We start from the raw sequence: 16,139 nt of genomic DNA on the forward strand, positions 1-16,139 counted from the left end.
TGTACCACTATTCTATTTGCGTTCGAATGCGTGAGTCAAGGGTTTTGTTCATTTTGTTTCTATTTGTGTTCGAACGAACAGTCAGTTACACACAAAGAAAAGCCTTCCTGAACGGAGGAAACCGGCACTGATTAGAAGGAGGCGGAGGGCACCTACAAGCGCACGTCAAAGAACAACCTCGGAAACGCAAGCAACGGCACGTAGATAGACAAGCCCGGCACCCGAACAAGTAACAGCTCCCCAGGCCAGACGAAGCAGCCCAACCAGAGACGAAACCGCGCAAAACGAACAAAACCACGCAATACAATGCACCGTTTCGCTCGCTTTGCGCCACCTGACCAAGAACGCTAAACCAACGCCGTAAAGCCTAGGCGTCACAGGACGTCAACGCATTGCCCCGCACCGACCTGTTCTGAACCGCATGACCCCACCACCCCACCCCTACATTTGTGTAGGCTAAAGACATCGTTCCTTACGCGATGCATCCCTTGAAACCAAGAGAAAGCGACACGTGGTGAAACGTATTGCCGCCGCTTTTGGTCACGCGAGCTCCTGGACCGCACTCACCCCTAGCCTCATTCCCCGCACGTGGTGGATGACCGCCATCAACGTCGCAGTCAACGCGTACGCGGGACAAAAAGCAGGCGAACTCGCCCACGCTCTCCTCAACCGAAACCGCCAAAACGCCCCTGCCGCCCTTTCCCGCACACAACGCCCCTCGCAACACCGCCCACAACACCCCTCACACCCCAGCAACTCCACCTCCCCCACTCCCCCCGGCTTCCGGATCGCACGCCCAGCCACGCAAAGCGTGAGCCGCAACATCGCACTCCTCTCCCTTGCAGGTGCAGGGTCCGCCTTCGCCATCTCTCGGTCAATCCGTGAACAAGAAGACATTGCGCAACGCACCAACGACCACACCGTCTCTGTACGCGAACACGTTTTCGGCTACATCGTGGGCGAACTCGCCTGGCTGAGTCTTGACCTCGCTTCACTTGGCATGAACCGACTCCGCCAACGCCTCGAACGGCGACTACACACACGCCTGCCGTTCATGCCCGAACTGGTCATCACAGCGCTGTCCGTGGGCGCAATGGCGTATTCATCGCGCAAACTCATCAGCACTATCCTCTTCCGACTCGCTGAACAAGCTGTGCGCTCTGACTTCGCTCGCCCATCACTGGCCCGCCGACCCTCCGAACCACAACGTTCAGGCTCACGCTACTCACAAGAACCCTTCTCCACCCTGGGCTATCACGGACGCGACTTCGTCGCCTCAGGTCCTCGAAAAGACCGCATCCAAGCAACACTCAAACGCACCTCGGGAAAATCAAACACTCCAACCAGCACCGCCCACGAACCCATCCGCATCTTCATTGGGCGCCTTTCCCACCCGGACCTGTCAGACGCAGCAGAAGCGGCAGTTCGCGAACTCGACCGCACTGGCGCTTTCGACCGTGAGGCCCTCCTCTTGGTCACCAACACCGGATCAGGCTGGACCCCACAGTGGTCAGTCGAAGCCTTCGAATACCTCATGGGCGGAAACTGCGCATCGGTCGCAATCCAATACAGCTTCGCAGGTTCGTGGCTCGCATTCCTCATCCACCGCGACCAAGCCATCTACGCCAGCCGTGCGCTGCTAGAAGCCGTTGAGCGTCACCTCAGCACACTCGACAAGCATTCCCGCCCCCGCATTTACGTCACCGGCGAATCGCTTGGTGCCCTGGGCGGCCACGGCGCCTTCACGAGCCTCACCGACATGCGACAACGCGTGGACGGCGCCCTCTGGACGGGAACCCCACGCACCACTCCTATTTTCAAGAACCTCATCGCATCGCGCCACGTCCTCTCTCCGGAAATCCAACCAGTCATCGGCCGTGGGAGCCGCGTCCGTTTCGTACAAAAACCCAAACAACTCAAAGAGTCACCCCTTGGCCCGTACCGCCCCTGGATTGGGTCGCGCATCGTGTACGCTCAGCACCCATCCGACCCAGTCGTCTGGTGGTCCCCTTCCATGGTCATCCGCAAACCCGACTGGCTACGCGAACCCCGCGGAAAAGACGTGAGCCCCTATGTGGTGTGGTTCCCATGGCTCACATTTTGGCAACTGCTTGCCGACATGCCCCGCTCGGTTCAACTGCCCGGTGGCCGCGGGCACAGTTACCACCGCGAGGTTGTGCACTATTGGAACGAAATCCTTGACACACATTTCACAAAAAAAGACTGCACAAAAATAGGTGACGCAATCGCAGACGACATTGCCCGTAAGTCCACGGGCCAAGCCTGGCGCCACCCTGAACAGAACACAACACACCAGAGCATGTTCGACAAACTCTTGTGGGCTATCCTTCAGAGACGGAAGGATTCATAAACACACATGGCAACACGTTCTAAATCCCGCAGAATCGTGGAGTTTGATCTCGTGCGGGGCTTCTTCATCATGGTCATCACACTTGACCACTTGGCGTACTGGCCCTCCCCTCTTGCATTTTTCTCCGGCAAGGGGTGGCTCTGGGTAAGCGCTGCAGAAGGGTTCTTCCTCATTTCCGGTTTTCTTATTGGCTACATTCGCGCGTATAAAGGGCGACACAAGGACCTGTGGCCCATGACTAAGAGTCTGTGGCGTCGCGCTCTCAAACTCTACGTGTGGGGTGTGGGCATCACTCTTTTCCTCAGCGCAATCACCGTCATGGTTCCCCCGGACAACGTCAACACCCTGCCATCGCTCCCCCCAGAAGACTCCTCGGTGGGAGCCACTATTGTGAATGCTTTGCTCATGCGCACGTTCCACGCGTGGATTTTCTTCCTCCGCATGTACACGGTGATGCTTCTGGTCACGCCCTTGTTCCTCTGGCTCATCCGCAAGGGCCAGCTGTGGGTGGCAGTGATCGCGTCAATAGTGTTGTACGCCGTCAGTCTGATTTTTGACGCGCCCGAGGCGGTCGTCCAGTGGCAGCTGTTGTTCTTCTTGGCAGCGGCGTTGGGTTATGTTTTTACCCCTGTTCGCAACTGGATGGCTGAGCACCTGACGTGGCGCAATCTGCTCATCGTGGTTTTAGTCTCTGTCACCGCCGTCACAATGATCCTGAGCGGAATTGCGATCCACGGAGAATACCTGATGAACCGGATTGGACTGGGCGAATTTCAAACTGCCCTATACCACTGGGGAAGCGGCGCTTTCTCTAACTTCCCTATGCAACCGGGCCGAATGATTCTCGCGTTCATTTGGTTTGGTGGTTTTCTCGCGTTTTTCCACGTGTTCCGCGACCCCATCATGAAGTATCTGGGCTGGATCTTGGTTCCACTCGGCAAGTACTCACTTACCGCTTACTGTTTACAGGCGATCCTGTTGCCGTTTATTGTCATCGTCACTGAAGCGAGCGGGCCTCTGTGGAACATGTTCATTGGACTACTCACGCTCATGCTGATGTGGTTGTTGATGAAGAGTAAACTTGTGCTTAAAATCATGCCCCAGTGACAGGCACTCGCAACCACGTAATCAATGAGGACTACATATGCCCAAACTCAGCCAGACTGCGCACAGCTTCCCCGACTCTGAAATCCGTCGCATCTTTGAGCTTTCACTTGAACTCGACGATGTTATTCCGTTGAGTGTGGGGGAACCTGATCTTCCTGTTTCCCAGCACATTCTGGAAGCTGGAGCTCGCGCGTTTAAGGACGGCATGATTCGGTACGCACCTAACTCTGGAATCATGCCGTTGCGACGCGCACTGGCAAAGAAAGTGACTGAGTTCAATAAGTACCCGGTTGACCCGGACCAAATCCACATTGGTGCGGGAGGCTCTAACTCGTTGCACATGGCTATGAGCTTGGCGCTTGGACCAGGTGACGAAATTCTGGTTCCCGACCCAGGCTATGCCACCTTCTTCATGACTCCCCGCACCGTGGGGGCTACCCCTGTGGGCTACCCGTTGAAGGCTGAACACGGTTTCATCCCACAGATCGAAGATCTCAAAAGCTTGGTAACACCCAATACCAAAGCCATTCTGCTCAACAGCCCGTCGAACCCGCTGGGTGTTGTTTTTGAACGCGACGTCATGGTCGCGCTCATGGACTTCGCAAAAGAATATGACCTGTGGGTCATCAGTGACGAGGTGTATGAGTACTTGGTGTTTGACGGCGAGTTCATCTCACCTGCCACCCTTGACCACGACAACCGAGTACTGTCCGTATATTCCTTCTCAAAAACTTACGGAATCACGGGCGGTCGCGTAGGGTACTTAGTCACGCCTCCTGGAATGACGAGCAGGGTCGGCGCTTTGCAGGAAGCGAACGTATCATGCGTGAACACGCCTGCTCAGTACTCGGCCCTGGCCGCTGTTGAAGGTCCCCAAGACGACGTCCACAAGGCCCTTGAGCACTACCGCACGAACCTTGCCCGCGCACGCAAAGTCCTGGATGCCAAGAACATTGAGTACCTCACTCCGCGTGGAGCCATCTACCTGTTCATCAACATGTCCCACGCCACGGGTGGAGACGTGAGCACATGGGCCGAAAACTTCCTCCTCGAACACAAGGTTGCTCTGGCCCCGGGAACCGCTTTTGGCCAGCACGGTGAAGGCTGGGTGCGCGTATGCTTTGCAGGCGACACCGACCTCCTCGTAGAAGGTTTGTCACGCCTGCCGTCGCGGCCACAGGAGAACGACGAAGAGCCCCGGCCGCAGGAGTAAACCCCGCGTTACAACTTCGAGTACACCAGCTGGTGGCTGACGGCGAGCACCTCACCCGACTGCGTCCACAGTTGGGCTGTCTGGTCGTGCAAACCGGACCCGAACCACTGCGCCCGTGCTGAACACAGAATGTCGGTCCCAGCAGATTCCAGCACGTGCGCATCGGCTGACACGTACGTGGTAATCGTGATGGTTCCAGCCGGTAGCCACTGCCCTGCTCGCAGGAACGACCGGGGGAAGAACGTGTCGGAGGCTGAAACAAGGGCCGCGTAGTCCCATGGACGGCCATCAGCGTGACGTAGCCAATACGTTGACGTTGTGTCTTCCTGTGGCCCTTCCGCGATCTGTTCCCAGCCACCTTCAACGAACCGCACTTCGTAGTTGTTTGACCATTCGGGTCGCCCTTCACCGTCGGCGACCGCGTACTCTTCCGGCGCACCCACAGACGGGAACGGGATCTCGTTGGCACGCAACTGGCCACGTTCTGCCACCAGCAACACCGTGGCTGTCAGCGGCGTGTTCTCGCCTTGGTGACCCTTGACAACCCAGTGTTGGTTTGAGGAGTTGGTGCGCACGCATTCAAGCTCCAGCTCATAGTCGCCTTCACTCAATGGTGACGTGAAGTTTGTGGTGATTGCTGCGAGCCTGCCTTGCGCGTCAGGGTGTGTCTGCACGGCGTTGCAGATGGTGGCCACGGTGATCCCGCCGAATGGCCCCACCATGTTGTGAAACTTTGGGTGGGTGCTGGCGTGTGCGCGGTTGCCTTCAAAGCTCACCGCGATTGCCTGGTCAAAAGCTGATTCCGTCATGCTCGCCTTCCTTATGCGTGCGTTCCGCACGTTACTCCCTGCCGTGACCACCCGCCGGATTCACCGCGAGCGCAGCCACATATTCTTCCGTCACCATATCGGACACCGTGATCCAGGGGTGTGATGTGCATTCCGCGTTGTTAGGCGACCCGCACTCAATCTGGGCAGGCTCATACGCACCAAATCCGGTGTGCATGCTTTTCAGGACTGCTTCTTTGCGCACCCAGGCGCGCAGAAGTGCCCGGCCGAGGTCGTCCTCGGGGAGGTCTGTGAAGTGCGGGCGTTCGTTGGGGCCCAGGATGTGGGTGAAGGTGTGGGGTGGAACGTTGAGGGCGTCTGCGGGTTCGACGTCGATTCCGATCCAGCCAGTTTCGCCTGGTGTGAGAATTGCAACAGCCGTGTAGGGGTGTGACCGGGAAACCGAGCATTCCACCTCGGTCGTGCCGTCCGTGACGGTGGGGTTACCGCGAGCGTGCGCACGAACCTGCAGGTCACGTGGGTGTATCCGGTAGTGGTGGGATACGAGTTCTATCAGCATCCGGTCTGCCGAAGCATCTGTGTCCCGCACAATTCGCGCGTCCACCCCTTTGCCTCCATTCAAAATGCCACCGTGAATTTTTGTACCATTAAGGCGACTTCAAAGCCCTACCCAAGGTGGTCTGTGAACACGTACGCGCCCCAATTTCCGGCCGGTCACCTCGCGAGTGAACCCGGAACACTTATCGACCTCATTTTAAAGAACGTCGCGGAACACCCGGACACTCCAGCGATCGACGACGGCACGACGGTACTCACATACGCGGAGCTCATTGAGCAGATGCGCTTGTTTGGGCTCACCCTTCACGATCACGGTGTGGGCCCCGGTGACAAAGTTGGGGTACGCGTCTCCTCTGGTTCAGTGGACCTGTACGTGTCGATTTTGTCGGTTCTCATGATCGGCGCGGCCTATGTTCCTGTCGATGTTGACGACCCTGACGAACGCGCCCGCACGGTCTTCGAAGAGGCCGATGTCGCAGCCGTCATCACTGACGGCCCCACGATCACCAAGGTCACCACCAGAGAAACCCCGCCTGAACTCCGCGCCCCGGTTCCGGAAGACGACTGCTGGGTGATTTTCACCTCGGGATCCACAGGTAAACCTAAGGGCGTTGCCGTGACGCACCGATCAGCGGCCGCTTTTGTGGCCGCCGAATCCAAAATTTTCTGTCAAGACGAACCGCTTGGCCCGACTGACAGGGTCCTGGCTGGTTTGTCTGTGGCATTCGATGCGAGCTGTGAAGAAATGTGGCTCGCATGGGGTCACGGAGCCTGCTTGGTCCCTGCTCCCCGCGCGTTGGTGAAGTCTGGAATGGACTTGGGACCGTGGCTTGCCAGCCGTCGCATTTCGGTCGTCTCCACGGTCCCCACGTTGGCGGCCCTGTGGCCACCAGAAACCTTGGACAACGTGCGTCTCCTCATTTTTGGTGGTGAGGCTTGCCCGTTGGAGCTGGCTCAGCGTCTGTCGGACGGTGACCGTGAAGTGTGGAATACGTACGGGCCCACCGAGGCCACCGTGGTCGCGTGTGCCGCCCCGCTGGGCGAAGAGCCGGTGCGTATTGGACTTCCTTTGGCTGGTTGGGACTTAGCTGTCGTCAACCCAGAAACCGGAATCCCGGTTGCCGAAGGCGAAACGGGCGAACTCATCATCGGCGGAGTGGGGCTCGCCCGCTACCTGGACCCGGAAAAAGACGCCGAAAAGTACGCCCCCATGGAAACCCTGGGATGGCAGCGCGCCTACCGTTCCGGTGACCTCGTCATCAACGACCCCGCCGGCCTGATCTTCGTAGGCCGAGCCGACGAACAGATCAAACTGGGCGGCCGCCGAATCGAAATGGGTGAGGTTGACGCTGCCCTCCAGTCGCTGCCCGGCGTCCACGGTGGCGCGGCCGCGGTAAAGACCACCTCAGGTGGGGTTCAACTGTTGGTTGGCTACTTGGCCCCTTCGCCCGGTGTCACTGGTGACGCGCAACAGCTCGAAACCTGGGCCCAGCAGCTCCGTGACGTGTTGCCTCCTGCCCTCGTGCCACGCCTAGCCATCGTGGACGATCTGCCCACAAAGACCTCGGGCAAGGTCGACCGCAACGCACTCCCCTGGCCTCTTCCCGGTATGGAAGTCGCTGACGACTCCGGGGACGTCCCCGCCGAATACGCGTGGATCGCCGAACAGTGGGAAGCTACCCTGGGCGCAGCCCCCGGCATGAACACCGACTTCTTCAACGCCGGTGGAGGGTCCCTGGCGGCCGCTCAACTGGTGAGCCGGCTACGCACCAATTTCTCGGCCATCACGGTCGGTGACATTTACGCGCACCCCCGCTTTGGGGCACTCGCGGAGATGTGCACGGGCACCGAACCCACCACTCAGCGTTCAGAACGCACGGTCAAGCGCACCAGCCGGTTTATGCAGTGGATGCAGACTCTCCTGGGCATTCCGGTCCACATTTTGGCAGCGATGCATTGGATCGTCATGACGCTGGTCGCGATGAACGTATTCGCGCTCATGGGCGCCCCAGTTGTCACTACGTCGTGGTGGCTGATCGCTGTTCTGTACCTGGTCTTCGTCACCTCATGGGGACGCATGTTGGTCTCGGCCGGCTGTGCGCGCTTGCTCCTGGGCAGCCTCAAACCCGGCGTGTATCCGCGCTCCGGGTGGGTCCACCTACGCTTATGGCTGGCCGAACACATCGCTGACAACGCTTCTGCTGTCTCAGTGGGTTCTGCCCCGTGGGTCACGTGGTACGCGCGCCTGTTGGGTAACAAGTTGGGGCGCGATGTTGACCTCCACTCCATCCCGCCGGTGACGGGAATGCTCACCTTGGAAGAGGGTGCCGCCATTGAGCCCGAGGTGGATCTCAAGGGCTGGTGGGTCGACGGAGACCTGCTGCGGGTTGGCCCCATCCACGTGGGCAAGTATGCCGTTGTTGGTTCCCGTTCGACTCTCATGCCAGGCACGCGCGTGGGCACGGAAGCGCGGGTGGCTCCCGGCTCGGCGGTAACAGGCAAAGTGCGCAAAAAGCAGGTGTATTCCGGTTCGCCTGCCCACCGGACTTCGAAGAAGCACCACCGCTGGCCCGCACCGCCTGAGAAACGCGCCCACTTGCCGTTCTTGTTGTATGCGATCGGTTCGGTACTCCACGCCTCGATTCCCTATTTGGCAGCAGTGCCACCCATTGCACTCATGCTGTGGATCTACGGTGTTGAAGTGATTACCCAACCGCTGACCCTTCTGGCATGGTCGCCTCTCCTGGCGCTTATCTGGTTTGCGTTCACGGCCTTGTCTATTCTCATCGCGGTGCGCACGCTGTCGATCGGTTTGCGCGAAGGCACGTATCCGGTGCGTTCGCTCATGGGCTTTAGGGTCTGGGCTACAGAACGCATCATGGACATGGCCCGCGACCTCCTGTTCCCCATGTACGCCGGCCTGATCACGCCTGTCTGGTTGCGTCTTTTGGGCACCAAGGTGGGTTCAGGTGTCGAAGCTTCGACAGTGCTGTTGGTTCCTAAAATGACGCACATCGCTTCCGGCGCGTTCCTCGCCGATGACACCATGGTTGCCAGTTACGAACTGGGTAACGGGTGGATGCGTATTGGGCATGCCAAGGTGGGCAAGCGCGCGTTCCTGGGTAACTCTGGGATCGCGGCGGCCGGGCGCAGGGTTCCGAAGAACGCCCTGGTTGCTGTGCTTTCGGCAGCTCCGCCTAAGTCGAAGAAGGGTAGTTCGTGGATTGGTTCGCCTCCTGTTGAGCTCAGGCGCGCCGAGGTGGCAGCCGACGAATCGCTCACGTACGCACCTCCGAAGAAGCTCAAGGTGGCGCGTGGAGCGTGGGAGACTCTGCGTCTGTTGTCCGTGGGTGTGGCTGGACTCATGGTCGCTGGAGTAATCCTCACGCTCATGTGGATCACCCAAGCGGGTCACTCAGCCCTGTGGGCCATTTTGTTGTCTGGTGTCGTCATGATGTGTGCCGGTGCTGTTGCCGCCGGTGTCGCAGTTGTCACCAAATGGCTGTTTGTTGGCCGTATCCCCGCAGGTGAACACCCTTTGTGGTCGTCGTTTATCTGGCGCAACGAAGTCGCTGACTGTTTTGTCGAACTCATTGCAGCCCCCTGGTTTACCCGCAAAGCAGTGGGCACTCCGGCTCTCGTGTGGTACTTGCGTGCACTCGGCGCCAAAATTGGCCACGGTGTGTGGTGTGAAACCTACTGGCTACCAGAAGCCGATCTGGTGGTCTTGGAAAACAACTCCACGGTGAACCGAGGGTGCGTGGTGCAAACGCACCTGTTCCACGACCGTGTCATGTCGCTTGACGCTGTGACCTTGGAAGACGGTGCTACCCTTGGGCCCAATAGCGTGATTTTGCCGGCTGCTACGCTGGGCCGGTCATCGACTGTGGGACCCACGTCCCTGGTGATGCGTGGGGAGTTCGTTCCCGCGAACGCGTACTTTACAGGCAACCCAGTTGTCCCCTGGGTGGATGCGCCTGTTGATCAAGAGTAAGGATTTTTGTGACTGACCCGTATCTGCCGCAGAGTGGGAGCACTTCATACAAAGTTGCGCACTACGATCTGCGGTTGGACTACCACACTGCCCCGAACCGTTTAAACGGAATTGCGACACTCGAGATTGAACCTCTTGAAGCCGTGAGCTCTTTTAAGCTCGACCTGTCGGGGCTCACAGTCACCAAGGTGTACGTCAATGGCAAGACCGCCCGGTTTAAGCAGTCCCCTGGTCAAGTCACCGTCCGGTCCGCGCTCACCCCAGGAAAACCTGTTCGAGCCGAAGTTCGCTACAACGGGAATCCCGCTCCCGCCATGGGCACCTGGGGCGATGTGGGCTGGGAAGAACTCGAAGAGGGCGTGCTGGTTGCCGGCCAACCCAATGGTGCTTCCACGTGGTTCCCGTGCAACGACCACCCGCGCAACAAGTCCACGTTCACCATCACAATCCTTTCCGATTCCGACTACGCGTCGATCGCAAATGGGACTCTCATATCTACCCGGCGCAAAGCATCACGCACCGAATGGGTCTGGGAGTGCAACGTCCCCATGGCAACGTATCTGGCTACTGTCCAGATTGGCCCCTACAAAATGGGCCCTCTTGAACCTGGACAGCACCGGCCATCCCGTGTCCCCCTGGCACTAGCGACGTCTGAGCACAACTGGGCTAAAGCACAAAACTTCTTGAGCCTGCAACACCAGATGATGAATGTGTTCGAAGATCTTTTTGGCCCCTACCCGTTCGACCGTTATGGCGTAGTGGTGACTAACGAACACTTAGAGATTCCGCTTGAGAGCCAACCTCTGTCGATTCTGGGCCCCAACCATGTGGGCCGGTCCTGGGAGGCCGAACGTCTGGTCGCACATGAACTTGCTCACCAGTGGTTCGGCAACTCTGTCAGCCTCACCACGTGGTCCGATATTTGGCTCAACGAAGGTTTCGCGTGCTACTCCGAATGGCTGTGGGCAGAGTCAAAAGGCCACCAGGCAGCGTCGAGCCACGCGAAGCGCCACTGGGGCTTGCTGAAGCTCAAACCCAACCTCATTCTTACCGACCCAGGCGCGCCAGATATGTTCGACGACCGGGTGTACAAAAAGGGTGCTCTGGCACTCCATGCGCTTCGTCACCACGTGGGTGATGAGAAGTTCTTCACTCTTTTACGCACCTGGACTCGGACGTTTAAACACGCCAACGCCACCACAACAGATTTCCTCACCCTCACCAATCAGGTGTGTGGCGAGGGAACGAACGCTGTCCTCACACCGTGGCTCTACGAAAAGTCGCTCCCGCCCTTCCCAGGTGGACTGTTTTAGATCGACGCGATCATCAAGCTCGAGTTACCGCTCTCACCGGCCGTGATGTAGCCCAGCTGGGCGAAAAGTGCTGCCGCCGGATTGCCGTGGTTCACTGACAGGCACACCGACTCAATTCCTTCGTCATACAGTTTCGCGTGCAATTTAGAAATCAGCTTGGTCGCAATTCCGCGTCCTTGGTACTCCGGAATGACCGCGACGCCCAGTTCAGGAATATCGTCTGCGATATACCCGTACCCATTGGGTAGAAAACGCGCCCACGCTGCACCCACAGCCTTGTCGCCGTCCCACGCAATCAACGCGTGGTCGCCTTCCCTGCCCCAGTCCTCCACATAGGAACGCGCCTGCTGGTCAAGTTCGTCAAAACTGGTATTGGTGCCAGACCAGTTGATGCACTGGAGGAGAAACGGTTCTAGAAGTTGCGATGTCGACGGCCCTGTCGCGCCACGAAAGTTCATGGCACTAGGCTAATGATCTTTCTGCTTCGCGTCGAGTACCGCAACGGCACGTGCGCGTCGAATCCACCCGTTACCTCGCATCCGCACACCTAATCCCACGGCACGGAAGGCCATGAACCCAAAGCAGAAACACGCCCACAACGCACTGATCGTGAAACTCATCCCCATGGCCGCCCACACAAGCAGACCAAACCCGGCCGCCGCACCGAACTGCGCTACGGCCAAATAACGGGCGTCGGAGGCACCCAACAGAATCCCGTCGAGCGTAAACACGTACCCTGCCAAGGGCATACTCACAGCCAGAATCAGAACCAGGCCGGCAACAGTGGAAACGACCTCGGGACTGGAGGTAAACACCCTACCAACAAACGGGCTCAGCGCCGCCAACACAAGCCCCACAACGACTCCGAAGCCCACACCCCACACAATCAGGCGAGTTTTGACAGTCTGAACCTTCTGAGTGTCGTCCCTGCCCACGTACAAACCGATCATTGCCTGCCCAGCGATCGCCAACGAGTCCAACACCAATGCAAGCGAGTTAAAGAGCGTCTGGGCGATCTGCACGGCCGCCAGGCTCACCGTGCCCATCACACTGGCAACAGATACCAGCACAATGAGGGCAGCGCGCAGGCTCGCGGATCTGATGAGAAGCCAGCCCGAGGTCGTCGCCGCTGACAGCACCCCCGCCCAGTCGGGTGCCAAGGAGGCGTTGTGGCGACGGGCTGCCCGCCCGGCGAAAACCAGGTACACCGTACACATGGCCGCGTGGGCCAGCACGCTCCCCCAGGCCGAACCAGCGACCCCGAGGCCCATTCCGTAGATGAACACCGCGTTGAGCACAATGTTGAGTCCAAAACCGCCAGCAGCCACAACCAACGGAGTGACGGTGTCTTGCATGCCGCGCAAAAGTCCAGTCGCAGCGATCACGATCAGCATGAACGGCAAGCCCCACCACGACACGGTGACATACGCAAGCGCGCCGGAGAACACCTCGGGCGAGGGATCAAACATACCCAAAACCGGACCCAACAGGGGCAGACCGGTCGCCACCAGCACCACGGACACCACCAGGGCCAACCACATGCCGTCAAACCCAGCACTCACCGCTCGTGTGTAGTCCCCTGCGCCCACGAACCTGGCGACACGCGGTGTGGTCGCGTAGGCGAGGAAAATCATGAGCCCCAGAACCGTCTGGATCACCACACCGGCCAGGGCGAGGGAGGCAAGCGCGTCCTTCCCCAGGTGCCCCACCATCGCGGTGTCGGCAAGCAGGAAGATGGGCTCGGCAGCGAGCGCCCCTAAGGCCGGGAGCGCTAAACGAAGAATGTCACGGTCAACAGCACGCACGGGCCCCCATTGTAGTGGGACAGCCCGTGCGTGCTGGTGATTGTGGATGTTTTACCGCAGTGTGGATTACTGGTCTGCAGCAACCTCGCGCATTTCGCGGCGCAGAATTTTGCCCGAGGCGGTCTTTGGTAACGCGTCAATGAAGTTCACCTGGCGCGGCGCTTTGTAGGCTGCCAAGTGCTTGCGACAGTGCTCAATGATCTGGTCTTCGGTCACGTCCTCACCGGCCCGGCGAGTGACGAACGCGACCACGTTTTCGCCTCGGTAGTCGTCTGGTACACCCACGACAGCTGCTTCGGAAACGGCTGGGTGGAGGTACAAGACGTCTTCGACTTCACGTGGCCACACTTTGAAGCCGGACGCGTTAATCATGTCCTTCTTCCGGTCCACGATGTATACCCATCCGTCTTTGTCCATGAAGCCCACGTCACCGGTGTGCAGTTCGCCGTTCGGAATGTCGTTTTCTGTGGCCGTGGGATTGTTGAGGTAACTGAGTGCCACCATGGGGCCACTGACATACACTTCGCCCACTTCGCCTGGGTCGCAGTCGGACCCGTCTTCGCGGGCAATACGCACGTGTGCTTCCACGCTAGGCAGACCACATGACAGGTTGCCTGACTCGGGGTCCACGGGAGCACGCAACCAGTGTGGAACGGTGATGCACTGAGCGCTGGTTTCTGTCAGCCCGTACCCTTGGCCCACATACACGCCTGCACGTTCTTCGAACTTCTTGACCAGACCTTCAGGCAACGGTGCTCCCCCAGACATGATGGAGCGGAAGGAACTGAAGTCATCCGGTGTGAAGTCCGGCTGGGCCAGCAGGGCGGTGAAAGCCGTGGCTGGTCCGGCCATGAAAACCGGGCGCGTGTCACGGAACTGTTGAAGCGCAACAGCAGGGTCGAACCGGTAGTTGAGCACCAGAGTGGCCTTTGTAGCGATTGAGGCTAGGAAAATGCACACGAACCCAGTGATGTGAAAAACCGGTGCCATTTGGTAGAAGGACAGTTTCGGTTCGAACTTGTAGCGGTGCACCATCATGAGCGCGTTCACACCCAAGCCCTTGAATGACAACAGCGCGCCCTTGGACTTGCCGGAGGTTCCCGAAGTGTAACCGATGAGTCCCACCGCGTCCGGGTCGTGTGCGCGTTTGCTCACGGTGACCGTGGCACCGTCGTGTTCCTTGAGAACGCTGAGGAAGTCTGGCTTACCCGTGTCGATCTGTTGCGGGAACATATCGAAGATTGCCGGTTCGTTTGTTGTGACGAAATCGTGTTCGCCCACCGTCACTACAAGCGGTATGTTTCCAGCGTGATCCTTGACCCTGTCCATGTATGCGGCAGCCGAAACGACGAGTGCCTTAACACCCGCGTCGCCGAAGATGTGATCGAGTTCGTCGCGATACATAGGGTTGAGAGGAACAACGATTCCGCCCAGTTTCCACACGGCGATCACCGTGATCATGTAGTGCGGGACGTTCTGCAGGTATACACCCAGCGGATCGCCTTCACCAAAGCCGTTCTCAGATAAGTACGCAGCAAACGCGTTACTCATGCGGTCGACTTCGCTGTAAGTCAGTTCAGTCCCGTAATAGTAGATCGCTGGGTGGTCAGGAACCTCGTTGACCGCGTCAATCCAGAGGTCGAGCGGAGGTGTCTGAGGGATAGGCGTGACATCCTCAGGGTTGTCATACGCAGTTTTGAGCCAGGGTTTTTCGTCAATCCAACTCATTGGTCACTCCTTTGTGACGTAGGCACCGGGTGGCACTGTGGCCACCCGGTGTCAGGGTTTTTAACAGACTTCGAACAGTCCTGCAGCGCCCATGCCGCCACCAACACACATGGTGACAACAACGTACTTAGCGCCACGTCGTTTGCCTTCGATGAGAGCGTGTCCAGTCAGGCGCGCACCCGTCATTCCGTACGGGTGTCCAACTGAGATTCCGCCACCGTTGACGTTGTACTTCTCGGGGTCAATTCCCAAACGGTCGCGGCAGTACAGGGCCTGCACTGCAAACGCTTCGTTCAGTTCCCACAGGTCGATGTCATCGACTGTCAGCCCGTGCTGCTTGAGCAGTTTAGGAACTGCGTACACCGGCCCGATTCCCATTTCGTCAGGCGCGAGGCCCGCTACCGCGATACCCCGGTAGATACCCATCGGCTCCAGTCCACGACGTGAAGCTTCAGCGTCACTCATGAGAACCGCTGCCGATGCACCGTCGGAAAGCTGGGACGCGTTTCCGGCCGTGATGCACGGAGTGTCAGACAGTTCGCTCGGCTCCAGCACCGGCTTGAGACCGGCAAGACCCTCGAGCGTTGTGGACGGGCGGTTACCTTCATCCTTGGTCAGGGTGAGCGTCTTTTCCGAAATCTCTTTTGTCTCTTTGTCCTGCACCAACATGGTGGATTCCAAAGGAACGATCTCGTCGTCGAACTTGCCAGCTTCTTGGGCCGCCGCCGTGCGCATCTGCGACTGGTAGGAATACTCGTCCTGTGCCTCACGGGACACGCCATACCGCTTAGCAACGACCTCGGCGGTTTCCAACATGGAGTAGTACGTGTCAGGGCGGTGCTCAACGATCCACGGGTCTTTGGTCTTGAACGTGTTCATCTTGTCGTTCTGAACCAGCGACACGGATTCGACACCGCCACCCACGGCAATGTTCATGCCGTCAACCAGAATCTGCTTAGCGGCAATCGAGATAGCCATCAGACCAGAGGCACACTGACGGTCCACGCTCATACCGGAAACCTCAACGGGCAGGCCGGCGCGAATCGCAGCTTGGCGCGCTACGTTACCGCCCTGGGCACCCTGCTGAAGTGCAGCACCGATGATGACGTCTTCAACTTCGCCACCTTCAAGACCTGCACGCTTAACCGCGTGTTCGATCGCGTGGCCGGCGAGTGTTTGCGACTGCGTGTTGTTGAACGCCCCGCGGTAAGCCTTACCAATAGGGGTACGCGCGGTTGAAACGATAACTGCGTCTGTCATGA

Annotated in this window: 11 protein-coding genes; 5 read left to right on the forward strand and 6 right to left on the reverse strand. The window is 58.7% G+C overall.

Translation table 11 applies throughout. The annotated features are described in order from the left end of the window. Positions 1–511 precede the first annotated feature (511 nt). The 3 genes from QP868_RS09850 to QP868_RS09860 are packed head-to-tail and all read left to right on the forward strand — an operon-like array spanning position 512 to position 4,691. The gene (locus QP868_RS09850) at positions 512–2,371 is read left to right on the forward strand and encodes an alpha/beta-hydrolase family protein (RefSeq protein ID WP_284926385.1); all 1,860 of its coding nucleotides are present in this window, start codon (positions 512–514) and stop codon (positions 2,369–2,371) included. Between the two features lie 6 nt (positions 2,372–2,377). Next, on the forward strand, positions 2,378–3,478 hold the full coding sequence (gene opgC / locus QP868_RS09855; protein WP_284926386.1) for an OpgC domain-containing protein: 1,101 nt from the start codon (positions 2,378–2,380) through the stop codon (positions 3,476–3,478). 37 nt (positions 3,479–3,515) lie between these two features. After that, positions 3,516–4,691 (forward strand): pyridoxal phosphate-dependent aminotransferase, encoded by a 1,176-nt coding sequence (locus tag QP868_RS09860; RefSeq protein WP_284926387.1) that lies wholly within the window; start codon positions 3,516–3,518, stop codon positions 4,689–4,691. Positions 4,692–4,699: 8 nt separating this feature from the next. On the opposite strand, the gene QP868_RS09865 is transcribed toward QP868_RS09860, so the two are convergent. Both QP868_RS09865 and QP868_RS09870 read right to left on the reverse strand, forming a co-directional pair. Continuing rightward, positions 4,700–5,500: a thioesterase family protein gene (locus QP868_RS09865; RefSeq protein WP_284926388.1), complete on the reverse strand. Its 801-nt coding sequence runs from the start codon at positions 5,498–5,500 to the stop codon at positions 4,700–4,702. A gap of 31 nt (positions 5,501–5,531) precedes the next feature. Beyond that, positions 5,532–6,083, reverse strand: coding sequence for a 4'-phosphopantetheinyl transferase family protein (locus QP868_RS09870; RefSeq protein WP_284926389.1), 552 nt, complete (start codon positions 6,081–6,083; stop codon positions 5,532–5,534). A 78-nt stretch (positions 6,084–6,161) separates the two neighbouring features. Here QP868_RS09870 and QP868_RS09875 point away from each other — a divergent pair, with 78 nt between their 5' ends. Next, positions 6,162–10,031, forward strand: a complete 3,870-nt coding sequence (locus QP868_RS09875) for a Pls/PosA family non-ribosomal peptide synthetase (protein ID WP_284926390.1) — start codon at positions 6,162–6,164, stop codon at positions 10,029–10,031. 8 nt (positions 10,032–10,039) lie between these two features. Continuing rightward, positions 10,040–11,344 (forward strand): M1 family metallopeptidase, encoded by a 1,305-nt coding sequence (locus tag QP868_RS09880; protein WP_284926391.1) that lies wholly within the window; start codon positions 10,040–10,042, stop codon positions 11,342–11,344. Here the strand turns inward: QP868_RS09880 and QP868_RS09885 are convergent. From QP868_RS09885 to QP868_RS09900, 4 genes are all read right to left on the reverse strand, one after another. Then, on the reverse strand, positions 11,341–11,802 hold the full coding sequence (locus tag QP868_RS09885; RefSeq protein ID WP_284926392.1) for a GNAT family N-acetyltransferase: 462 nt from the start codon (positions 11,800–11,802) through the stop codon (positions 11,341–11,343). The two genes, QP868_RS09880 and QP868_RS09885, sit on opposite strands and share 4 nt — an antisense overlap. 9 nt (positions 11,803–11,811) lie before the next feature. Then, positions 11,812–13,149: an MATE family efflux transporter gene (locus QP868_RS09890; RefSeq protein ID WP_284926393.1), complete on the reverse strand. Its 1,338-nt coding sequence runs from the start codon at positions 13,147–13,149 to the stop codon at positions 11,812–11,814. Between the two features lie 66 nt (positions 13,150–13,215). After that, complete coding sequence (locus QP868_RS09895) at positions 13,216–14,877, reverse strand: class I adenylate-forming enzyme family protein (protein ID WP_284926394.1); 1,662 nt, start codon at positions 14,875–14,877, stop codon at positions 13,216–13,218. 60 nt (positions 14,878–14,937) lie between these two features. Next, complete coding sequence (locus tag QP868_RS09900) at positions 14,938–16,137, reverse strand: acetyl-CoA C-acyltransferase (protein ID WP_284926395.1); 1,200 nt, start codon at positions 16,135–16,137, stop codon at positions 14,938–14,940. Positions 16,138–16,139: the final 2 nt, after the last annotated feature.

This window comes from Brevibacterium sp. UMB1308A (genome assembly GCF_030230605.1).
Lineage (GTDB): Bacteria > Actinomycetota > Actinomycetes > Actinomycetales > Brevibacteriaceae > Brevibacterium.